Annotated in this window: 21 protein-coding genes and 1 tRNA gene; 14 read left to right on the top strand and 8 right to left on the bottom strand. The window is 67.5% G+C overall.

Going from position 1 to position 20,542, the window contains the following annotated elements; genetic code table 11:
* The first annotated feature begins 30 nt into the window (after positions 1-30).
* From ACSFBF_RS19935 to ACSFBF_RS19895, 9 genes are all read left to right on the top strand, one after another.
* Positions 31-777, top strand: a complete 747-nt coding sequence (locus tag ACSFBF_RS19935) for a TetR/AcrR family transcriptional regulator (RefSeq protein WP_435469926.1) — start codon at positions 31-33, stop codon at positions 775-777.
* Positions 774-1,718 carry an ABC transporter substrate-binding protein gene (locus ACSFBF_RS19930; protein ID WP_435469924.1) on the top strand — a complete coding sequence of 315 codons (945 nt, stop codon included), beginning with the start codon at positions 774-776 and terminating at the stop codon, positions 1,716-1,718. Before ACSFBF_RS19935 ends, ACSFBF_RS19930 begins: the two co-directional genes overlap by 4 nt.
* Entirely contained in the window at positions 1,715-2,572 is an 858-nt protein-coding gene (locus ACSFBF_RS19925) for an ABC transporter ATP-binding protein (protein ID WP_435469922.1), read from the top strand. The genes ACSFBF_RS19930 and ACSFBF_RS19925 overlap by 4 nt, the downstream gene beginning before the upstream one ends.
* Positions 2,565-3,335, top strand: coding sequence for an ABC transporter permease (locus ACSFBF_RS19920; protein WP_435469920.1), 771 nt, complete (start codon positions 2,565-2,567; stop codon positions 3,333-3,335). The genes ACSFBF_RS19925 and ACSFBF_RS19920 overlap by 8 nt, the downstream gene beginning before the upstream one ends.
* Entirely contained in the window at positions 3,332-4,123 is a 792-nt protein-coding gene (locus ACSFBF_RS19915; protein WP_435469918.1) for an ABC transporter permease, read from the top strand. Before ACSFBF_RS19920 ends, ACSFBF_RS19915 begins: the two co-directional genes overlap by 4 nt.
* 65 nt (positions 4,124-4,188) lie before the next feature.
* The gene (locus tag ACSFBF_RS19910) at positions 4,189-4,995 is read left to right on the top strand and encodes a cyclase family protein (protein WP_435469916.1); all 807 of its coding nucleotides are present in this window, start codon (positions 4,189-4,191) and stop codon (positions 4,993-4,995) included.
* 14 nt (positions 4,996-5,009) lie between these two features.
* Positions 5,010-6,332: a fumarylacetoacetase gene (fahA, locus tag ACSFBF_RS19905; protein WP_435469914.1), complete on the top strand. Its 1,323-nt coding sequence runs from the start codon at positions 5,010-5,012 to the stop codon at positions 6,330-6,332.
* A gap of 101 nt (positions 6,333-6,433) precedes the next feature.
* A complete protein-coding gene (locus tag ACSFBF_RS19900; RefSeq protein ID WP_435469912.1) occupies positions 6,434-6,574 on the top strand; it encodes a hypothetical protein in 141 nt (46 codons plus the stop codon).
* A 100-nt stretch (positions 6,575-6,674) separates the two neighbouring features.
* Positions 6,675-7,715, top strand: a complete 1,041-nt coding sequence (locus ACSFBF_RS19895; RefSeq protein ID WP_435469910.1) for an RNA ligase (ATP) — start codon at positions 6,675-6,677, stop codon at positions 7,713-7,715.
* Between the two features lie 62 nt (positions 7,716-7,777).
* On the opposite strand, the gene ACSFBF_RS19890 is transcribed toward ACSFBF_RS19895, so the two are convergent.
* The 3 genes from ACSFBF_RS19890 to ACSFBF_RS19880 all read right to left on the bottom strand — a co-directional run bounded on the left by ACSFBF_RS19890 (position 7,778) and on the right by ACSFBF_RS19880 (position 9,270).
* Positions 7,778-7,853: transfer RNA gene (locus ACSFBF_RS19890), tRNA-Gly, on the bottom strand.
* Positions 7,854-7,916: 63 nt separating this feature from the next.
* Entirely contained in the window at positions 7,917-8,819 is a 903-nt protein-coding gene (locus tag ACSFBF_RS19885; RefSeq protein ID WP_435469908.1) for an NAD(P)/FAD-dependent oxidoreductase, read from the bottom strand.
* Positions 8,809-9,270 carry an RrF2 family transcriptional regulator gene (locus ACSFBF_RS19880; RefSeq protein WP_258351981.1) on the bottom strand — a complete coding sequence of 154 codons (462 nt, stop codon included), beginning with the start codon at positions 9,268-9,270 and terminating at the stop codon, positions 8,809-8,811. The genes ACSFBF_RS19885 and ACSFBF_RS19880 overlap by 11 nt, the downstream gene beginning before the upstream one ends.
* A gap of 118 nt (positions 9,271-9,388) precedes the next feature.
* Between ACSFBF_RS19880 and ACSFBF_RS19875 the strand changes: the two genes are divergently transcribed.
* The 3 genes from ACSFBF_RS19875 (at position 9,389) to ACSFBF_RS19865 (ending at position 12,242) form a co-directional block, all read left to right on the top strand.
* The gene (locus ACSFBF_RS19875) at positions 9,389-10,486 is read left to right on the top strand and encodes an AraC family transcriptional regulator (protein WP_435469906.1); all 1,098 of its coding nucleotides are present in this window, start codon (positions 9,389-9,391) and stop codon (positions 10,484-10,486) included.
* Positions 10,487-10,593: 107 nt separating this feature from the next.
* Positions 10,594-11,622, top strand: coding sequence for an alpha/beta hydrolase family protein (locus ACSFBF_RS19870; protein WP_435469904.1), 1,029 nt, complete (start codon positions 10,594-10,596; stop codon positions 11,620-11,622).
* A 176-nt stretch (positions 11,623-11,798) separates the two neighbouring features.
* Positions 11,799-12,242 carry an adhesin gene (locus ACSFBF_RS19865; protein ID WP_435469902.1) on the top strand — a complete coding sequence of 148 codons (444 nt, stop codon included), beginning with the start codon at positions 11,799-11,801 and terminating at the stop codon, positions 12,240-12,242.
* A gap of 73 nt (positions 12,243-12,315) precedes the next feature.
* Here ACSFBF_RS19865 and ACSFBF_RS19860 read toward each other — a convergent pair whose 3' ends face one another.
* From ACSFBF_RS19860 to ACSFBF_RS19840, 5 genes are all read right to left on the bottom strand, one after another.
* Entirely contained in the window at positions 12,316-12,759 is a 444-nt protein-coding gene (locus ACSFBF_RS19860) for a MaoC family dehydratase (protein ID WP_435469900.1), read from the bottom strand.
* 10 nt (positions 12,760-12,769) lie between these two features.
* On the bottom strand, positions 12,770-14,062 hold the full coding sequence (gene boxA, locus ACSFBF_RS19855) for a benzoyl-CoA 2,3-epoxidase subunit BoxA (RefSeq protein WP_435469898.1): 1,293 nt from the start codon (positions 14,060-14,062) through the stop codon (positions 12,770-12,772).
* Between the two features lie 50 nt (positions 14,063-14,112).
* Entirely contained in the window at positions 14,113-15,540 is a 1,428-nt protein-coding gene (boxB, locus tag ACSFBF_RS19850; RefSeq protein WP_093174765.1) for a benzoyl-CoA 2,3-epoxidase subunit BoxB, read from the bottom strand.
* Between the two features lie 31 nt (positions 15,541-15,571).
* Positions 15,572-17,248, bottom strand: coding sequence for a 2,3-epoxybenzoyl-CoA dihydrolase (boxC, locus tag ACSFBF_RS19845; RefSeq protein WP_435469895.1), 1,677 nt, complete (start codon positions 17,246-17,248; stop codon positions 15,572-15,574).
* A 139-nt stretch (positions 17,249-17,387) separates the two neighbouring features.
* Complete coding sequence (locus ACSFBF_RS19840; RefSeq protein WP_435469893.1) at positions 17,388-18,332, bottom strand: helix-turn-helix transcriptional regulator; 945 nt, start codon at positions 18,330-18,332, stop codon at positions 17,388-17,390.
* 163 nt (positions 18,333-18,495) lie between these two features.
* On the opposite strand from ACSFBF_RS19840, the gene ACSFBF_RS19835 reads away from it, so the two are divergent.
* On the top strand, positions 18,496-18,987 hold the full coding sequence (locus ACSFBF_RS19835) for a DUF4863 family protein (RefSeq protein ID WP_435469891.1): 492 nt from the start codon (positions 18,496-18,498) through the stop codon (positions 18,985-18,987).
* Positions 18,984-20,534, top strand: coding sequence for a 3,4-dehydroadipyl-CoA semialdehyde dehydrogenase (locus ACSFBF_RS19830; protein WP_435469889.1), 1,551 nt, complete (start codon positions 18,984-18,986; stop codon positions 20,532-20,534). The genes ACSFBF_RS19835 and ACSFBF_RS19830 overlap by 4 nt, the downstream gene beginning before the upstream one ends.
* Positions 20,535-20,542: the final 8 nt, after the last annotated feature.

Genomic DNA, 20,542 nt, shown 5'->3' with positions numbered 1-20,542 from the left:
TGTTTTTGTACAAGCGTTCAATACGCTCCCATGAGCACCCGCACACCTACCGCAAGGCGCAGCATCTCGCGTGCCGCGACGCCGCCCTCCGCCGCAGTCGCCATCGCGACTGCGCGGCCCGACCGCAAGCAGGCGATCCTGCTGGCGGCCGAGAAGCTTTTTGCGCAGCACGGCTACCACGTGGTCACGATCCGCCAAATCGCCGAGGAGGCCGGCGTGCCGCTGGCGCTGGTGGGCTACTACTACGGCCAGAAGCACGAGCTGTTTCACGCGATCTTCGAGCACTGGGGCCACTCCATCGACGCACGGCTCGCGGGCCTGGCCGCGGTGAACATCGACCCCGACGACGCGCGCACGCTGCCGCGCATCATCGAAGCCTTCACCGCGCCCGTGCTGGCGTTGCGCGCGAGTTCGGAGGGCGAGTACTACGCACTGCTGGTGGCGCGCGAGCTGTACCACGCCACGGAGGAAGCCGACCGCGTGCTGCGCGCCTACTTCGACCCGCTGGCCGAGGCGTACATCGATGCGCTGCACGTCGCGCTGCCGCATGCCACGCGCAGCCAGGCGGCGTGGGGCTATCAGTTTGCATTGGGCTCGCTGCTGCACCACCTGAACGACAGCCGCATCGAACGCCTCTCGCGCGGCGAGAACACGCGCGCCGACCCTGCCGTGGCGCCGATGCTGGTGAGCTTCATCGTCGGCGGACTGCGCGCCGCGCTGCCGCGGCCCAAGACCCCACGCACGAACAAGACCATCCCCAGGAGACAAAAGCCATGATGAATCGACGCACCCTGCTGTCGGCGCTTGCCGCGGCATCGGCCACTGCGGCGCTGCCTTCGCGCGCCCAGTCCAATCCGAAGATCGTGTTCGGCTACACGGCCGTGACCGACTTCGCTTCGGTGTTCGTGGCGGCCGAAGAGGGCTACTTCAAGAAGCGCAGCCTCGACGTGGAGCTCAAGTTCATCCCGCTTAACTCGACGATCCCGGCGGCGCTGCAATCCGACTCGCTGCAGATCGGCGGGCCCACGCCCTCGGTGTTCCTGCAGGCGGTGGATGGCGGGCTCGACCTGGTGCTGGTGGCCGGCGGCGGCCTCACCTCGAAGACCTCCACCGGCTTCGGCCTGGTGGCGCGCGCGGGCTCGGGCATCAAGAGCCCGCAGGATTGCGTGGGCAAGAAGATCGGCGTGCCGGGCCTGGGCGCCTTCCTGCACGTGACCTTCCGCGCATGGCTGAAGGACAGCGGCGTGGACTACCGCAAGGTCAATTTCGTCGAGGCCGCATTCCCGCAGCATGCCGACCTGCTGCGCGGCGGCTCGGTCGACGCGGTGGTGTCTGCCGACCCGTTCATGAGCCGCATCACCGAGAGCGGCGCGGGTTATGTGGCTTCGTACTACTCGACCTTCCTGCCCGAGAACAACCAGACCATCGTGCATGCGGCCAAGCGCGAGTGGGTGGCGAAGAACCCGGCGGCGGCGCGCGCCTTTCGCGAAGCGCTGGTCGAGTCCGGCGCGTTCATGCAGCAGCCGAAGAACGACGCGAAAGTGCGCGCGGCCATCGGCAAGTACATCAAGCTGCCGCCCGAAGTGCTGGCCAAGGTGCAGATCTCGCCGCCCGGCCCCGTGGTAACGGAAAAGCAGCTCGCCTACTGGACGGGGCTGATGAAGGAGCAGGACATGCTCAAGACGAGCATCGACGTGGCGAAGCTGGTGGCGAAGTGATCTCAGCGCCTGCCCCCATCACCGCACGCGCCGCGCTGTCGGCGAGCGCCTTTCATTCGCCGGCCAGCCCCACGATGCAAGCCACCCCTTTCCTGCGCTTCGACGGCGTGACCATCCGACTCGGTGGGCGCGAAATTCTGTCGCCCACTTCGTTCGACGTGGCGCGCGGCGAATTCGTCTGCATCGTCGGCCCCAGCGGCTGCGGCAAGACCACGCTGCTGCGCGCGGCCAGCGGGCTCGTTACGGCGAGCGCGGGCGAAGTGCGGCGCAACGGCGTGAAGATGACCGAGCCCTCGCGCGAAGTGGCTTTCGTGTTCCAGGACTATGGCCGCGCGCTGCTGCCCTGGCGCACGGTGGAAGGCAACGTGAGCCTCGCGCTCGAAGCGGCCGGCGTGCCCGCTGCCGAGCGCGCGCCACGCATCGCCGACGTGCTCGGCAAGGTCGGGCTCGCGAAGCATGCGCACAAGTTTCCGGTGCAGCTGTCGGGCGGCATGCAACAGCGCGCGCAGATTGCCCGTTGCCTCGCGCAGAAGCCCGAGCTGATGATGATGGACGAGCCCTTCGGCGCACTCGACGCGCTCACGCGGCAGAGCCTGCAGGACGAGCTGGCACGGCTGGTGCGCGACGACGGGCTCACGGTGCTGTTCGTCACGCACGACCTCGAAGAGGCCATCTACCTCGGCGACCGCGTGATCGCGCTGCAGGCCAACCCGGGGCCGGGCCGGCCGAGCCTCGCGCGGATGATCGACGTGAAGATCCCGCGGCCGCGCGACCAGCTCACGACGAAGGAGCATCCGGAGTACCTGCAGTTGCGGCGTGAGCTGTTCGCCTTCATCGAGCAAGGCCATGACTGAGAACCGCCTCTTCCGCTGGCTGCGGCCGTGGGTATTTCCGGTGGTGCTCGTCGGAGCGTTCGAGTGGTACGCACGACGTGCAGCCGCGCTGGGCAGCGATGCGCTCGCGCCACCGAGTGCGGCGGCCCAGGCTTTCGTAGGCGCGGCGATGGACGGCTCGCTCTGGCAGGCCACCGGCTTCACGCTCGGCACGGCGGCGTTGGGCCTGCTGCTGGGCGCGGTGCTCGGCATCGCATTGGGCTTGGTGCTCGGCCTCTCGCGCCGCGCGGCACAACTGGGCTCCGTCTCCATAGAAGTGCTGCGCCCCGTGCCTTCGGTCGCGCTGATTCCGCTCGCGATGCTGACCTTCGGCTTCGGCGTGCGCATGGAGCTGGCCATCGTCGCCTTCGCCACCTTCTGGCCGCTGCTGGTGCTGGTGCAGTCGGCGGTACAGCAGATCGAGCCACGGCTGCTCGAAGTCAGTCGTGTGCTGGGCCTGTCGGCCCGCGAGCGGGCCTTCAAGATCGTGCTGCCGGCCATCGTGCCGCGCCTGTTCGTCGCGCTGCGGCTGGGTGTGGCGGTGGCGCTGGTGGTGGCCGTGACGGTGGAGATCGCTGCCAACCCGAACGGCATGGGCTACGCGATGATGATCGCGCAGCAGAGCTTCGACCCCGCGCTGATGCTCGCCTGGCTGGGCTGGATCGGCGTGGTGGGCTTTGCGGTCAACGCGGGCATGCTGCTGTTGCAGCGCGCGGTGTCGCGGCGCATGGGGGTGCCGTCATGAACGGCGGCAACAACGATCGCGCCGGCCTGAACTGGCTCGGCTCGCTGGGCGTGCTGCTGGCGCTTGTCGCGCTGTGGTGGGTCGCGAGCAACGCGGGCTGGGTCAGCCGCGTGTTCCTGCCGACGCCGCAGGCCACCTTCGCGAGCCTGCTCGAAGGACTCAACCTCTCCGGCGAAGGCAGCAACGGCGAACTGCTCGGCTTCACGCAGGCCACGGTGGGCCGGATGATCGAAGGCTGGCTGCTCGCGTCGCTCTTCGGCGTGCTGCTGGGCGCGGCCATCGGCGTATCGCCCCAGGTGCGTGCGTGGGTGCAGCCGACGCTGGAGTTCATCCGCCCCCTGCCCGCCTCGGCGCTGCTGCCGCTGGCCATTTCCATCTTCGGGCTGAACCCCGGCATGGTGCTCTTCGTGGTCGCCTTCGGCGCGATGTGGCCGGTGCTGCTGGCCACGGTGCACGGCTTCGCGGCCGTGGAGCCGCGCCTGTCGGAAGTGGCGCGTTGCCTGCAGATGTCGCGCGCGGCGTACATCTGGAAGATGGGCCTGCCCAATGCGATGCCCGACATCCTGGCCGGCATGCGGCTCGCGCTGACCATTGCGCTGATCGTCGCGGTGGTGGGCGAAATGATCGCCTCGCAAAGCGGCCTGGGCCAGGCCATTCTGCTGGCAGCGCGCGCCTTTCGAGCGAGCGACCTGTTCGCCGGCATCGTGCTGCTCGGGCTCATCGGCTTCGTGAGCAATGCGCTGCTGGCCTTTGCAGAGAAACGCCTGCTGCGCTGGCAGCAGCCCTGATTCCTTCTTCTCTTTCCTTCTATTTCCTTTTCTTCCAACACGAACACCCCACAAGGAGCCCCGCCATGCCACGCAAATTCGTCGACCTCTCGATCTTCCTGGAGAACGATGTGCTCTCCGACCCACCGGCCTTCGCGCCGAAGATCCAGTACTTCACGCACGAGCAGACCTACGAGCAGATCGAGCCCTTCTTCCCCGGCCTGAAGAAAGAAGACCTGCCCGACGGCGAAGGCTGGGCGGTGGAACTGGTGCAGCTGTCGACGCACAACGGCACACACCTCGATGCGCCCTATCACTTTCATTCGACCATGGACAAGGCGCTGGGCGAGAAGAAGCCCGCCATCGCGATCCATGACGTGCCGCTCGAATGGTGCTTCCAGCCGGGCGTGAAGCTCGACTTTCGCCACTTCGCCGACGGCTATGTGGTGACGGCCGACGACGTCGAGGCCGAGTTGAAGCGCATCGGCCACACGCTGAGTCCGCTGGAGATCGTGGTGGTCAACACGCGCGCCGGCTCGCGCTATGGCAACAACGACTATGTCTCGGCCGGCGCGGGCATGGGCTACGAGGCGACGACGTACCTGCTGGAGCGTGGCGTGCGCCTCACGGGCACCGACGCATGGAGCTGGGACGCGCCCTTCGTGCACACCGCGAAGAAGTACGGCGAGACGCACGACGCCTCGCTGATCTGGGAAGGCCACAAGGCCGGCCGCGACATCGGCTACTGCCACATCGAGAAGCTGCACAACCTCGAAGTGCTGCCGCCCACGGGCTTCTTCATCAGCTGCTTTCCGCACAAGATTCGCGGCGCATCGGCAGGATGGACGCGCGCGGTCGCGATCTTCGATGACGCGCTGATGGCTTCAGCTTGAGGGCCCGATTCATCATGAGCGCACTCAATCACACACACGACGTCAATGCACGCAGCTGGGTCGAATCGGCCAACGGGGCGGGCAGCGACTTTCCGATCCAGAACCTGCCGCATGCGGTGTTTCGCCGAGCGGGAAGCAGCGAGGCGTTTCGCGGCGGCGTCGCCATCGGCGACCAGGTGCTGGACCTTGCGGCACTGGTCAGGCTGCAGCAGCTCGACGGCCTCGCGCTCGATGCGGCAAGCGCTGCCGCGCAGCCCGCGCTGAACGACTTCTTCGCGCTCGGCGGCGCCGCATGGAAAGCGCTGCGCCACGCGCTCTTCGATCTGCTGAAAAACGACGCACCCGCCGCCACGGTGCAAGCCGTGCGCGAATGCCTCGTGCCACGGGCCGAAGTCGAATACACAGTGCCCGCGCGCATCGGCGACTACACCGACTTCTACACCTCGATCGACCATGCGCTGAACATCACGCGCCTGTTCAACCCCGAAGGCGACGTGACGCCCAATTTCCGCTGGATTCCGACCGCGTACCACGGGCGCGTGTCGACCATCGGCGTGAGCGGCCAGCGCTTTCACCGGCCGATGGGGCAGGCGATGGCGCCGGGCGCAAAGGCACCGACCTATCAGGCCTGCGCGCGGCTCGACTACGAGCTGGAGCTCGGCGTGTGGATCGGCACGGGCAACGCGCAGGGTGAGCCCATTGCGCTCGAGCATGCGGAAGAACACATCTTCGGCATCTGCCTGCTGAACGACTGGTCCGCACGCGACATCCAGTTCTGGGAGATGGCGCCGCTCGGTCCCTTCCTGGCGAAGAACTTCGCGACCACGATCTCGCCGTGGATCGTGACGATGGAAGCGCTCGCGCCCTACCGCCAGGCCTGGACGCGGCCAGCCGACGAGCCCCAGCCGCTCGCGTATCTGGAGAACGCGAAGAACCGCGAGAGCGGCGCGCTCGACATCCGCCTGGAAGTCTGGCTCGAAAGCGAGAAGGCGCGCAAGGACAAGACAGGTCCGTCGCGCCTGTCGTCCACCAGCTTCAGGCATCAGTACTGGAGCGTCGCGCAGATGGTGGCGCACCACACGATGGGCGGCTGCAGCCTGAACCCGGGCGACCTGTTCGGCAGCGGCACGATCTCCGGGCCCGGTGCGGGCGAAGCCGGCGCGATCATCGAACTGACACGCGCCGCACAAAGCCCGGTGACGCTGACCAATGGCGAGCAGCGCGGTTTTCTGGAAGACGGCGATGCGGTGCTGCTGCGCGGCTGGTGCGAGAAGCCGGGGCATGCGCGCATCGGGTTTGGGGAAAGTCGGGGGACTGTGTTGCCGGCCAGGGGTTGACGCCGCCGTAAACAATATTTACAGTCCGACTCCTTTACGGATTTGACCGCGTCGATCCGACAACGAAACGAACACCACCACAACCACCTGGAAGCCTCATCGTGAACGCAGCACTGGTCATTGCCAACGCCATCGACAACGCGAGCCCGACATCGGGCCGCGCGTTCGCATGTGGCATGGGCCATGCGATCGGCCTGCAGCAAACGGGCTATCACGCATCACCGGGAGGAGTCGGCGCATAGCGCGCACCTCTTCAGCACTCTTTTCAAGGAGGCCCGGACACCGAATGGTTCCGGGCCTCTTTTCTTTTGCGTCACCATCAACCACAGGGAGAAAACAACCATGCGCAAACTCGTCACCGTCCGCACCGTCGACGCCATCCGCCCCATCCCCGGGGCCGATGCCATCGAATGCGCCATCGTCGAAGGCTGGACCGTCGTCATCAAGAAGGGGGAGTTCGCCGTCGGCGACCGCTGCGTCTTCTTCGAGATCGACGCGTTCCTGCCGCTCGACGATCCACGCTTCGCCTTCCTGGAGAAGGCCGCGATCACCTGGAACGAACAGCGCGGCGTGCGGCTGCGCACGATGAAGCTGCGCGGCCAGATCTCGCAGGGGCTGATCCTGCCGCTGTCGCAGTTCGCGGAAATCGACGCGCTCGCGCTGGCCGATCCGGCGCTGCGCCAGCGCGATTGGGCCGAGCTGTTCGGCATCGGCAAATGGGAGCCGGTGATTCCGGCTTGTTTGTCGGGCGAGGTGGAGGGCGCGTTTCCATCGTTCATCGCCAAGACCGACCAGGAGCGCATCCAGAACCTGCCGGAAGTGCTCGCGGCGAACGACGGGCTTGCGTTCGAGGTCACGGTCAAGCTCGACGGATCGAGCATGACCGCGTTCCACAACGCGGGCGCGCTCGGCGTGTGCGGGCGCAACTGGCAACTGCGTGAAACCCCAGGCAACAGCCTGTGGCGCGTGGCGCGGGAAAACCGCCTGCTGGAAGCGCTCGCGACGCTGGGCCGCAATGTGGCGCTGCAGGGCGAGATCATCGGCGAGGGCATCCAGGGCAACCCGGAGAAGCTGCGCGGTCAGCAGTTCCACGTTTTCGATGTGTTCGACATCGACCGCGGCATCCACTGCGGGATGGATGAGCGCAACGCCATCGTCGACGCGCTGCGCGTGTTGGGAGCGGGGGTGCGCACCGTGCCGCTGCTCGAAGTGAGCACGCTCGACCGCTTCGGCGGATCGATGGCCGAGGTGCTGGCGTATGCCGAAGGGCCGTCGCTGAACTCGGGCACCTCGCGCGAGGGGGTGGTGTTCAAGCGGCTGGACGGCGGGCTGTCGTTCAAGGCGATCTCGAACAGCTACCTGCTGAAGCACTCGGACCGCTGAGCAGGCAGGGCAGTCGCCCAACGAAAAAAGGCCACCCGATGAGGTGGCCTTTTTCTGCAATGTGGAGCGGGAAAAGAGTCTCGAACTCTCGACCTCAACCTTGGCAAGGTTGCGCTCTACCAACTGAGCTATTCCCGCGTGAAGCCTCAGATTATAGGGTGATCTTGAGCCACTTTTCCCAGATCCGGGAAAAAAGTTCGTTCAAGCGTCGAACACCAGCGACCGATGCAGCGACACGCCGGCCATCAGGCCGTCCGCGGAGGCCAGCGTGGCATTGGTGAACTTCATCGAGAGGTCGCCCGCCGCGTAAACGTCAGGCACTGTCGTCATCTTCATGGCGTCGACGCGCAGCACCGGGCCGAACGGGCCGTCATCGAAGGCGCAGCCGAGCTGCTCGGCCAGCGGGCTGGACGGACGCGTGTGCGGCACCACGTACAGCGCCTCGGTCGGCACGAGCCTGCCGTCGTCGATGCGCACGCCGGCAAGCTGCGGCGCCGCGCCTTCCAGGCCAACGATGCGCCCCGGCTCGATGGCCACGCCGCGCGACTGCAGCTTCGCGCGCGTCTCGGCATCGGGCCCTTCGCCGCCATTCAGGAAGACCGTGGTCGGGCCCCACTCGTTGATCAGCAGCGAATGGTCCGGTGGGTGTCCGCTGTGAAAGAGCACGCCCAGTGGACGCCCGCTGAACTCGTAGCCGTGGCAGTAGGGACAGTGCAGCACGCTCGCGCCCCAGCGCTCGCCGATGCCGGGAATGTCCGGCAGGCCATCCTGGATGCCGAACGCCAGGAGCAGCTTGCGGGTCTGGATCTTCTCGCCGTTGTTGAGGGACACCGTGAACCCCTCGGCACCCTCGGCATTCGCGGCCACCGCACTGGCGCAGACGAACTTGACTGACGGGTACGCAAGCAGCTTGTCGCGCGCGTCGGCAATCATCTTCAAGGGCGGCACGCCGTCCTGCCCGAAGAAGCCGTGCGACGCCGCGGCGAAGCGGTTGCGCGGTGCGCCCGCATCGACGACGCACACGTTTCTTCGCGCGCGAGCCAGCTGCATGGCAGCGGAAAGGCCGGCAAAGCTGCCGCCCACGATCAGAGCGTCATAGCGCATGTTCAATGTCCTTCGATGTGAAGCCGCCGCCCGTCATGCGGCGATGAAAGTCCCGGGAAAGATCGGCCAGCGTGATGCTGTTGAAGCGCTTGAGCAGCAGCGCCTCGGCCTCGTCGCATGCACCGTCGAGCGCCGCGTTCACGGCCTGCTCGACGATGCAGCCCGGGCTCTCGGTGCGGTTGCCCATCGCCAGCAGCGCGGGCGCGCCGACGGCGTTGTGGATGTCGCCCAGCGTCACCGCCGCCAGCGAACACGACAGCACCCAGCCGCCGCCATGGCCCTTGGCCGAGCTGACGAACCCCGCCTGCCGCAGGCCGGCCATGAGGCGGCGCACGACAACCGGGTTGGTGTGCATCGCGGCCGCGAGCGACTCGGATGTGACGGGGTCGTTCATCTCGGCCATGTGCAGGAGCACGTGGAGAACGGCTGAAAGCTTGCTGTCTCGTTTCATGCAACATTATGAGTTGCATATGTTTGCCATGGCGAGCCGAAGGGTCTTGCAGGGCCGGAATGCCCGTCGGTTGTCACGACACAGAGGTGAGAATCGGGCCGGCCGCACCAACCCCACCATGACGCCCGCCCCGACGACCCTGCTCGACGCCGCTCTGCGCGGCGTGCTGCTGGCGTTGCTGCTCGTGCTCACGCTGGTCCTCGCCCGCGACCGCCCTCGCCTGCCGGTCGCGCGCGCCGGCGTGCTGCTCGCGCTGGGCCTGTGCATCCAGGTCATCGGCTCCGCGCCAGCATTCGAGGCACTCGTGCCGCGCCTGTGGCAGTCGCCACTGGTCGCGGTGGCGGTCGGCAACGCGGTGCTGTTCTGGGTATTCGTGCAGGCGCTGTTCAACGACGACTTCAGGCTGCGGCCCGTGCACGTCACCGCGTGGCTCGTGGTGGCCGCGGTGGCGGCGCTCAACTGCGCGATCGTGGCGGGCAGCGCCTCGGTGCTTGCGCCGGTGACGATGGGCGTGCAGCGCGCCGTGCCGCTGGTGTTCGCGGCGCTTGCCGCGATGGCGGCAGCCTCGCAGTGGCGGGCGGACCTGGTGGAGGGGCGGCGCCGGCTGCGCGTGTTCATCGTGGTGACGGGCGTCGGCTACAGCGTCGGGATGCTGGTCGTCCGGTTGGCCTCGCCGCACGGGCAGCTGTCCAGCCTGTCGGCGACGGCCGACGTGGCAATGCTGCTGCTGATCGTGGCGGTGGTGGCTTGGCGGATGGTGCGGCTGGCGGGGTCGGAGCTGTTTCCGGCCGCGGTGGTGATTCCGGATGCGCCGATCCCCACGGTCGAACCGACCCCTGTCGGACCTCCGGCGCCCGACCCCGCCGAAGACCGCCTCGCCGAATCCTTGCAACACGCCATGGCCGTCGACCGCGCCTATCGCAGCGAAGACCTGAGCATCGCCACCCTCGCCGCCCGGTTGTCGGCGCCCGAGTACCGCCTGCGCCGCCTCATCAACCAGCGGCTGGGCCACCGCAATTTCAACGCCTTCGTCAACGGCTTCCGGCTGGCCGAGGCGATGGCGGCGCTGGCCGACTCCTCGAAGCGCGAGCTGCCGGTGTTGACCATCGCCTTGACCGCGGGCTTCCAGTCCATCGGCCCGTTCAACCGCGCGTTCAAGGCGGCCACCGGCCTCACGCCCACCGAATTCCGCAAACAGAAGCTGGCCGAATCCTGAAATCTCTTGCCGAAAGCCGCGCTTGCGGCTTTCGGCAAGACGTGGCCGGCACGCCGCGGCATCGTCCGGGTCGCCGGGGGCATGGGCCTCCGATGACAAGGAGTTCGATGCGACGACGTTTCTATTTCATCTTCCTGCTGGCCTTGTGGTCCGGATGGGCGCAAGCCTCGATGGGCATGGCGGAGCTTGCGGCCGCGGCCGATGACGGCCCGGTCACGGTGTTCTATCCCTCCGCCGACGCTGCCCAGCCAACCCGGCGCGCCCGTTTCACGCTCGACGTGGCGGCGCAGGGCGCGCCGGTGCGCGGCAATGGCCGGCTGGTCGTCGTCTCGCACGGCTCCGGCGGCGCGCCGTGGGTGCACGTGGACCTGGCGCGCAGCCTGGTAGACGCCGGCTTCATCGTCGCCATGCCCGAGCACAAGGCCGACAACTACAAGGACGACAGTAACCCCGGCCCCGACAGCTGGGCGATACGCCCGGCCGAGGTGTCGCGCGCCATCGACGCAGTGGCGCGCGACCCGCGCTTCGCGCCGCTGCTGCAGCTCGACAAGGTCGGCATGTACGGCATGTCGGCCGGCGGGCACACGGCACTGAGCCTCGCGGGCGGGCGCTGGTCGCCGGCCGGGTTCAAACAGCATTGCGAGGCGAACCTGGTGGACGACTTCCAGTCCTGTGTCGGCCTGATCACGCGGCTGACGGGCGGGCCTTTCGACGGCCTGAAGAAATGGGCCGCGATATGGGTCATTCGCCATCGCTTCGACGACGATACCCCGCGCGAGCACACCGACCCGCGCATCGCTGCCATTGCGGCGGCTGTGCCTTCATCGGCCGATTTCGACATGGCCTCGCTGGCCAACCCGCGCGTGCCGCTGGGGCTGATCACCGCCCGGCAAGACCGCTGGCTGATTCCGCGCTTTCACAGCGACCGGGTGCTGGTGGCCTGCCTGCCGCGCTGCGAACTGATCGCCGACTTGCCCACCGCCGGACACGGTTCGCTGCTGTCGCCACTGCCGCCGGGCCTCACGGGGCTGATCGGCGACATGCTGAACGACCCACCGGGTTTCGACCGCGCCGGCGTGCTGCCGGAAGTGAACCGCAAGACAGCGGCTTTCTTCAGCCTGCATCTGCTGCCATGATGCTGGCTGGGGCCAACGCATGAGCCCCCGATCCCGCCGACAGCCGATTCCCACACGCGTGGGCGACTGTCGCGCACATGGCGACAGACGGCGGCCCGGCCATGGTTGCACCCGAACCAGCCGAACCTCGGTCGGTTCTTGAAATCGTGACCATGCTACGAAAGGAACAGTCACCCATGAAGCAACAACAACACAATCGCATCCTCCTCGGCGCCGTGCTCGCAGGCATCCTGGCCACCGGCGGCGCAGCCCAGGCGCAGAGCGTCGGGGTCGGCGTGGGGGTCAATGCAGACGTGAACACCTCGGGCGCCGTCGGCTCTCCACAGCGCAGCACCGCGGCAGGCGTCGGTGCCACGGGTACCGGCACTGCCGCCACCGACGCGGCCGGCAACCAGACGGGGGGCGTGGGTAACGCCGTTGGTGGTGTGCTGGGTGGCGCCACGGGCACTGTCAGCGGTGCCACGAATGCGGCTGGCGGCGTGGCAAACACCGCGGGAAGCACGCTGAACGGCGCAACCGGCGCCGCTGGCTCGGCCACCGGCGGCCTGGCGCCGATAGGCGCCGGCGGCAAGGCCCGCGCCAAGGCCCAGGGCTCGGGCGCTGTCGACGTCAAGAAGTAAGCAGCCAAACGGCCGAGCCAGAAAAAGCCCGCAGCGCTGGTGCGTTGCGGGCTTTTTCTTTTTTGATGAGACCTCAGTCGGCCAGCTTGAGCTTGAACAGGCTGGTGACTTCCGCGTCGAGCACCACCAGTTCACGCTGGTTGAAGAGCCGCCAGCGCCAGCGCAGGATGCCGAGCGTGGGACGCTTTTCGGAGCGGCGCACCTCGATCACGTCGGCCACCAGCCGCAGCGCGTCACCGGGCCGCACGGGGTTGGGCCAGCGCACATGCTCGAGTCCCGGCGATGCAAAAGACTCGGAGCCGGCGAGCGCCGCGCCGACCACCAGCCGCATCGCGATGGAGCACGTGTGCCAGCCGCTGGCGATCAGCCCGCCGAACGGGCTGCCGGCTGCGGCATCTGCATCGGTGTGAAACCACTGCGGGTCGTAGGCCCGCGCGAACTGCAGGAGCTCGGCTTCGGTGAGCACGTAAGGGCCAGCCTCGATGACCTGGCCCGCATGGAAGTCGGCGAACTTCATCCGCCGCAGCTTAGTACGTTTCGAGGTGCAGGCGGCCTTCGCGCTTCAGCGCGGCGCCCACGGTGTCCCAGTCGAGCCCCGCTTCCTTCGCCACGTCACGCAGTGCGAGCACCACGCCCTCTTCCATGCTCTTGAGGCCACAAACGTAGAAGTGGCTGCTGCCGTCTTTCAGCAGCGCGGCCAGGTCGGCAGCGCGCTCGCGCATCAGGTCCTGCACATAGCGCTTGGGCTGGCCCGGCGTGCGCGAGAACGCGAGGTTGATGTCGATGAAGTCCTTGGGCAGCGACTGCAGCGGGCCGAAGTACGGCAGCTCCTGCTGCGTGCGAGCGCCGAAGAACAGCATCAGCTTGCCACCCTCGAACTTGCCGCTCTTGCGCAGCCGGCGGCGCCATTCGGTCATGGCGCGCATCGGTGCGCTGCCGGTGCCGGTGCAGATCATCACGATGTGCGACCTGGGGTGGTTCGGCATCAGGAACGAAGCGCCGAAGGGCCCCACCACCTGCACCGTGTCGCCCACCTTCAGGTCGCACACGTAGTTGGAGCACACGCCGCGCACCGGCTCGCCTTCGTGGTCTTCGGTCACGCGCTTCACGGTGAGCGACACGTTGTTGTAGCCGGGCCGCTCGCCATTGCGCGGGCTGGCCACCGAGTACTGGCGCGCATGGTGGCGCTTGCCGATGGCGTCCACGCCCGGCGGCACGATGCCGATCGACTGGCCTTCGAGCACCGGGAAGGGCAACACGCCGAAGTCGAGCACGATGTGATGGGTCTCGCTGTCGAAGCCGGCCTCGGTGCAGTTGAAGTTGCCGACCACGGTGGCGGTCGTCGGTGTCTTCGGCGGAAAGAGGTTGGTGTAGGCGTGTGCGGCCGACCAGGGCGGCACGGTGGCGCCGTACTGCGCGGAGTTGAAGGCCGGCTCCACGGATTCGACCGCGGCCTGGGCTTGCGCCTGGGTCTGTGCGGGCGCGGCGGCCTCGGCATCGCCAGCGGCTTCGGCGGACACGCCGGCCGCTTCCAGCTCTTCGGGCGAGAGCTCGGCGGGCAGCGATTCCCAGGTGAGCTGTTCCTCGATGGTGTACGCGCGCACAAGCGGCATCGTGCGCCAGTTGTCGATCGAGCCCGTCGGGCACGGCGAGATGCAGGCCATGCAGCCGTTGCAAACGTCGGCACGCACGACGTAGTTGTTGTCGTCGTGCGTGATCGCGTTGACGGGGCAGGTGGCCTCGCAGGTGTTGCAGCGGATGCAGATCTCGGGGTCGATCAGGTGCTGCTTGATGACCCCGGCTTCAACGGCCATGTCCATGTTGTTCTCCATCCCCTCGCCGTGGGGACGAGGGATTCATATCCAGGCGCTCAGCCGAAACGCACGTATTCGAAGTCCACGGGCTGGCGGTTGATGCCCATGACAGGCGGCGAGATCCAGCCTGCGAACTTGCCCGGCTCCACCACGCGGCCCATCAACGATGCCACGAAAGCGAAGTCTTCGGCGCTCGGCAGCCATTCGTCGCGCTTGGCGGCCCATTCGACTTCGTTCACCACGCGGCCTTCGGGCGACATCTTGATGCCGGCGAGCGCGCCGATCTGGCGGTTGAAGGCCTTGTGCGGCACGACCAGGCGGGTCGGGATGCCGGCCTTTTCCAGCACCTTGTTCCAGCGGCCGACGCCGGCCACCGAGTCCTTGATGAAGTCGTCGCGCAGCACTTCGTTGAGCGCGTTGAGCATCGGCACGTCTTTCTCGACGAGCTGGCCTTCCTTCACTTCCAGCACCTTGTAGGTCTGGCCCTTGAGGATGTGGTCGTCGGTGCGCTTGCCTTCTTCGTAGCGGCCCTTCAGGCCCGAGCTGTAGAAGATGGCGGCGTTGCTCGACTGGTCGGCGCCGAACAGGTCGATGGTCACGCTGTAGTGGAAGTTCAGGTAGCGCTGGATGGTGCCCAGGTCGATGCAGCCTGCGGCGCGCACCTTCTGCGCGTCGTCGGTCTTCAGCTCGTTCATGACCTGCGCGGTGCGCGCGATGACGCGCGACACGCCGCTCTCGCCCACGAACATGTGGTGCGCTTCTTCGGTCAGCATGAACTTCGTGGTGCGCGCCAGCGGATCGAACGCGCTTTCGGCCAGCGCCGAGAGCTGGAACTTGCCGTCGCGGTCGGTGAAGTACGTGAACATGAAGAACGCGAGCCAGTCAGGCGTGCGTTCGTTGAAGGCACCCAGGATGCGCGGGTTGTTCTCGTCGCCCGAAGTGCGCTGCAAGAGCGCTTCGGCTTCCTCGCGCCCGTCGCGGCCGAAGTGCTTGTGCAGCAGGTAGACCATCGCCCACAGGTGGCGGCCTTCTTCCACGTTGATCTGGAACAGGTTGCGCAGGTCGTACATGCTTGGCGCCGTGAGGCCCAGGTGGCGCTGCTGCTCGACCGAAGCGGGCTCGGTGTCGCCCTGCGTCACGATGATGCGGCGCAGGTTGGCGCGGTGTTCGCCGGGCACGTCCTGCCAGGCCTTCTCGCCCTTGTGGTCGCCGAAGTGAACTTCGCGGTTGGCGTCGCCCGGGTTCAGGAAGATGCCCCAGCGGTAGTCGCGCATCTTCACGTGGCCGAACTGGGCCCAGCCCTGCGGGTCGACGCTCACGGCCGTGCGCAGGTACACCTCGTGGTTGGTGGAGCCTTCGGGGCCCACGTCGTCCCACCAGTTGATGAAGTTGGGCTGCCAGCCTTCGAGCGCGCGCTGCAGCGTGCGGTCTTCGCCGAGGTTGACGTTGTTGGGGATCTTCTCGCTGTAGTTGATCGTGCTCATCGTTGTTCCTTGGGTTGTACGGACTGCGGTATCAGACGCGGTTCATGTCGAAGCCGGCTTTCTCGCCGGTGCCGTAGACCTTGAGCGCACCCTTCTCGCCAACGGCGTTGGGGCGGTTGAAGATCCAGTTCTGCCAGGCGGTGAGCCGGCCGAAGATGCGGGTGGCCATGTTCTCCTTGCTCGCGAAGCGCAGGTTGGCTTCGAGGCCGGTAAGCGCGTCGGGCGACATGGCGGCGCGCTCCTCGATGACGATGCGGATCTCGTCGTCCCAGTCGATGTCGTCAGGTGCGGCGGTGACCAAGCCGAGCTTCAGCGCCTCATCGGCATCGAGTGCCTTGCCGGCGGCGGCGCGAGCGGCTTCGAGCGGCGCGGCCTCTTCATAGAAGCGGCGCTGCAGGCGGCTCTGGTCGTTCACCATCGGGAAGAAGCCGAAGTTGAATTCGTTCAGCACGAGCTTCGGCGCGCGGTCGGCATCGTCGGGCAGCGCGAGCATGTACGTGCGGTCAGCCGCGAAGGCCAGCTCGGCCAGCGTGCCGGCGAAGCACGAGCCGGCTTCGACCAGCGCGAACAGGCTGCGCGAAGAAACGTCCAGGCGCGCCAGCGTGCGGCGCAGCGCGCCGATGGTTTCGCGCACCAGCCAGTGGTCCTTGTTGGCGAGCATCACGGCGTCGGATGCGAGCACGGCGGCGGCGTCGCCTTCGGTCTTGAGCAGCCACGTGCCGATGTCGAGCTCGTTGGTGCGCAGATTGAGGATCGCGTCGTCGAGTTCGCGGCACACCGCGAGCGGCCACCAGGCGGCGCCCGCGGCTTCGATGGCGGCGATGTCCGCCGGCTGCGTGCCGGCCGGAGCCTTCACGGTGATCGTGGCGGTGCGCTTGCTGCGGTCGATCTGCACGTTGACGTGCGAGTAGGCGATGCCGTCTGCGCTGTCGGTGCGCTCGAGGCGGGTCAGGGCCACGCCCTTGCCGCCGGCCGGGCGGTCGCTGCCTGCGGCGAGTTGCGAGGCGCGCTCCTGCACAGCGGCAGCGAACTGCGCGGGCTTGGCCACGGCATCGACCAGGCGCCAGTCGACCGCGCGCTGGCCGCGCACGCCTTCGACGCTGGTGCAGAAGATGTCGGCGAGGTCATGGCGCACGTGGCGCTTGTCGGTTACGCGGGTCAGGCCACCGGTGCCGGGCAGCACGCCGAGCAGCGGCACTTCGGGCAGCGACACGGCCGAAGAGCGGTCGTCCACCAGCAAAATTTCGTCGCAGGCCAGTGCCAGTTCGTAGCCGCCGCCAGCGCAGGCGCCGTTCACGGCCGCGAGGAACTTCAGGCCCGAGTGCTTCGAGGAGTCTTCGATGCCGTTGCGCGTTTCATTCGTGAACTTGCAGAAGTTGACCTTCCACGCATGGCCCGAGACGCCGAGCATGAAGATGTTGGCGCCCGAGCAGAAGATGCGGTCCTTGCCGCTGGTAACGATCACACTGCGCACTTCGGGGTGCTCGAAGCGCACGCGGTTGAGCGCGTCGTTCAGCTCGATGTCCACGCCCAGGTCGTAGCTGTTGAGCTTGAGCTTGTAGCCGGGGCGGATGCCGCCGTCTTCCGCAATGTCGAGCACGAGGCGCGCGATGGCGCCGTCGAAGCTCAGCGACCAGTGGCGGTACTGGCCGGGTTCCGTGCGGTAGTCGACGCGCGGAGGCGCCTGGAGCGTGGTGGTGTCGGTCATGCGGAAGTCTCCTGTGGGGCAGTGTTCGGAAACCGTGAACAGGAAAGATAATGCACTTTCTTGCTCCGATGACATGCATCATGCTGCATGCGATAAGGCAAGTCAATGCCTGTAGCGCTTTTTTTCAGATTTCAGGCGCCTAGACCAGTCCCATGGACTGGCGAGCGACGGAGCGCAGCGCCTGGAAGCTCTGCGACAGCGTCTTGCCGCTGGTATCCACCGACAGGTCGGCCTTCGAATAGAAGGCGGCACGGCCGTTCAGGATGCGGCGCAGGTCTTCCATCGCTTCCTTGCTGGCCGCCATCGGGCGGGTGTCGCCCTGCGCGGCCACGCGGCCCATGTGCTCCTCGGGCGCGGCCTGCAGCCACACGGTGGTGCAGTGCGCGAGCAGTTCGTTGAAGGTGGCCGGGTCGGACACGATGCCGCCGGGCGTGGCGATGACCACCTCGCTGTAGATCTGCACGGCCTCCTCGAGCGCGCGGCGCTCGTAGCGGCGGTAAGCGTTGGTGCCGTACAGGTCGTGGATCTCGCGCACGCTGCAGCCCGCAAGCTTCTCGATCTCGCGGCTCAGCTCGATGAAGGGCAGCTCCAGGTCTTCGGCCAGCATCTGCCCCAGCGTCGACTTGCCCGCTCCGCGCAGGCCCACGAGGGCGATGCGCCGGTGCCGCGCCGGGTCGACCGAGGCGGTGCCCAGCAGCTCGCCGAGCGCCACGCGCACGCGGCGCAGGTCGGCTTCGCTGCGGTTCTCGAGCAGTTCGCGGATCAGCAGCCACTCGGGCGAGCTGGTCGTCACGTCGCCCACCAGCTCGGCCAGCGAGCAGTGCAGCGCACCGGCCACCTGCTGCAGCACCAGGATCGAGGCGTTGCCGATGCCGTATTCGAGATTGGCCAGGTGGCGCTCCGACACGTCGGCCGCAATGGCCACGGCCTTGCGCGTGAGGCCGCGTTGCGCGCGCAGGTTGCGCACACGATCGCCCAGCGCCACCAGCAGCGGATTCTTCGCCTCCCCGGCGACGGCGTGGCCCTGGGCGCCATTGCCGCTTTCCAGCGCGGCGGCCAGCCCCGCGTCTACATGCTCATTCATGCAATTCCTCGTTCTTCGCCGGGATTGTGCGCGCTCAGGGTAAACACCATAGATGCACTATATTGCTTGACACTCATTGTCTCGATGCTTATTGTTCGGCCACACGCAAGATACTGCACGCGCAGTGATCCTGCAAGGTAGTTCCAAAGTTCGAGGCCCCACGATGTCCGACAGCAGCACTCCCGCCACCGGCAAGGAAGCATTTCACCAGCTGATCGCCGGCCTGACCGCCGAGATTGCCGGCAGGCCGCTCGACGGCGCCCTCGACCAGTGGCTCAACGCCACCCACGGCGCGGGCAGCGCCAGCTTCGAACAACTGCGCCAGGCCTGCATCGGCGGCGTGGCCGAAGGCTGGTTGTGCGAGCGCGAAGGCGGCGGCATCAAATATGGCCGCGTCTTCAAGGCCGAAGACGCCCTGCACCGCTTCTCGGTCGACGTGGTCGACATGCAGGACATCGCCGGTCCGCACCACACGCATCCGAACGGCGAGATCGACCTGATCATGCCGCTCGACGACAGCGCTGCCACCTTCGACGGACGGCCCGCGGGCTGGTGCGTCTACGGGCCCGGCACAGCGCACCGCCCGACCGTGGCCAGTGGCCGCGCGCTCGTTCTCTATCTGCTGCCCGAAGGGCAGATCAAGTTCACCCAATGACCGAGCTTCTTTCCAACTACGTCGCCGGCCGCTGGCAAAGCGGGTCGGGCGCCGGCACGCCCCTGTTCGACCCGGTGCTGGGCACCGAGCTCGCGCGCGTCGACGCCACTGGCCTCGACCTGCCCGCCGCATTTGCCTTTGCACGCGAACAGGGCGGCCAGGCGCTGCGCGCCCTCACCTACCGCCAGCGCGCAGCCTTGCTCGCAGCCGTCGTGAAGGTGCTGCAAGCCAACCGCGATGCTTATTACGAGACCGCCACCGCCAACTCCGGCACGGTGAAGAACGACTCGGCCGTCGACATCGACGGCGCGATCTTCACGATCGGCCAGTACGCGAAGTGGGGCGACGCGCTCGGCGACGTGCGCGCACTGCGCGACGGCGAAGCAGTCAAGCTCGGCAAGGAGCCGGTGTTCCAGTCGCAGCACCTGCAAGTGCCGACGCACGGCGTGGCGCTGTTCATCAACGCCTTCAACTTCCCGTCATGGGGCTTGTGGGAAAAGGCCGCGCCCGCGCTGCTGTCGGGCGTGCCGGTGATCGTGAAGCCCGCCACGGCCACCGCCTGGCTCACGCAGCGCATGGTGAAGGACGTGGTCGATGCGGGTGTGCTGCCCGCCGGTGCGCTCTCCGTCGTCTGCGGCAGCTCGGCCGGTTTGATGGATGCGCTGCAACCCTTCGACGTGGCCTCGTTCACCGGTTCGGCCGAGACGGCAGCCGTGATCCGCTCGCACCCCGCCGTGGCCGAACGCTCGGTGCGCGTGAACATCGAGGCCGACAGCCTCAACAGCGCCCTGCTGCTGCCCAGCGCCGCGCCCGGCAGCGAAGCCTTCAACCTGCTCGTGCGCGAAGTGGTGCGCGAGATGACGGTGAAGTCGGGCCAGAAATGCACCGCCATCCGCCGCATCCTGGTGCCGGCGGAGCTGTACGACGCGGCCGCCGAAGCCATCGGCGCCAAGCTCGCGGGCATCACGGTCGGCAATCCGCGCAACGAGAGCGTGCGCATGGGCTCGCTCGTGAGCCGCGCGCAGCTGAACGCAGTGCGCGAAGGGCTCGACGCGCTGGCCGCGCAAACGACCGTGCTGCACGATGGCCGCAACAAGCCCCTCGTCGATGCCGATCCGGCCGTGGCCGCCTGCATCGGCCCCGTTCTGCTGGGCGCGCGCGATGCCGATGCGGCACAGCGCGTGCACGACGTCGAAGTGTTCGGCCCCGTCGCCACGCTGCTTCCGTACCGCGACCTCGCGCACGGCATCGCGCTCGCGCATCGCGGCCAGGGCTCGCTCGTCACATCTCTATATGGCAGCGACGACGCAGCTCTGGCGCAAGCCGCGCTGTCGGTCGCGCCAAGCCATGGCCGCGTGCACGTCATCACCCCCGAAGTGGCACAGGCCCACACCGGCCACGGCAACGTGATGCCGATGTCGCTGCACGGCGGCCCCGGCCGCGCGGGCGGCGGCGCCGAGCTCGGCGGGCTGCGCGCGCTCGATTTCTATCACCGCCGCAGCGCGGTGCAGGCGAGCCCCGGCGTCATCGCCGCGCTCGGCCTCTAGAACAAACA

The organism is Variovorax nivicola (assembly GCF_051216475.1).
GTDB lineage: Bacteria > Pseudomonadota > Gammaproteobacteria > Burkholderiales > Burkholderiaceae_C > Variovorax.
Note: the sequence above shows the minus strand (reverse complement) of the source record. Positions and strands in the feature narration are given on the sequence as shown.